1 protein-coding gene is annotated in these 292 nt (G+C 54.1%); it reads left to right on the top strand.

All coding sequences use genetic code 11. The annotated features are described in order from the left end of the window. Window positions 1–292 (top strand): IS1 family transposase (locus tag JUJ53_RS13850; protein ID WP_204152630.1); only part of this gene is annotated, 292 nt, incomplete at both ends.

The raw sequence follows: 292 nt of genomic DNA, 5'->3' as shown, positions 1-292 counted from the left end.
CTTGCTACGAAGCTGTGCCAAAAGCGGTAGACGTCGTCCCCAAAACCAAAGGCAAGCTGAACGTGCAGATGGATGAACTCTGGTCATTTGTCGACAACAAAGGCAACAAGCAGTGGGTCTGGCTGGCAATCGATGCAGATACCCGAGAGATCATCGGCTGTCCTATCGGCGACCGCTCCAGAGAATCGGCGATCGCCTTATGGCAGTCAATTCCTGGGGTGTACAGACAGTGTGCCAAAGTCTACACCGACTATTGGGAGGCCTACATCGAGGTGATTGCGAGCAAGCGGCA

The sequence above is a fragment of the Leptolyngbya sp. CCY15150 genome (assembly GCF_016888135.1).
In the GTDB taxonomy this organism is placed as follows: Bacteria; Cyanobacteriota; Cyanobacteriia; order RECH01; family RECH01; genus RECH01.
Note: the sequence above shows the minus strand (reverse complement) of the source record. Positions and strands in the feature narration are given on the sequence as shown.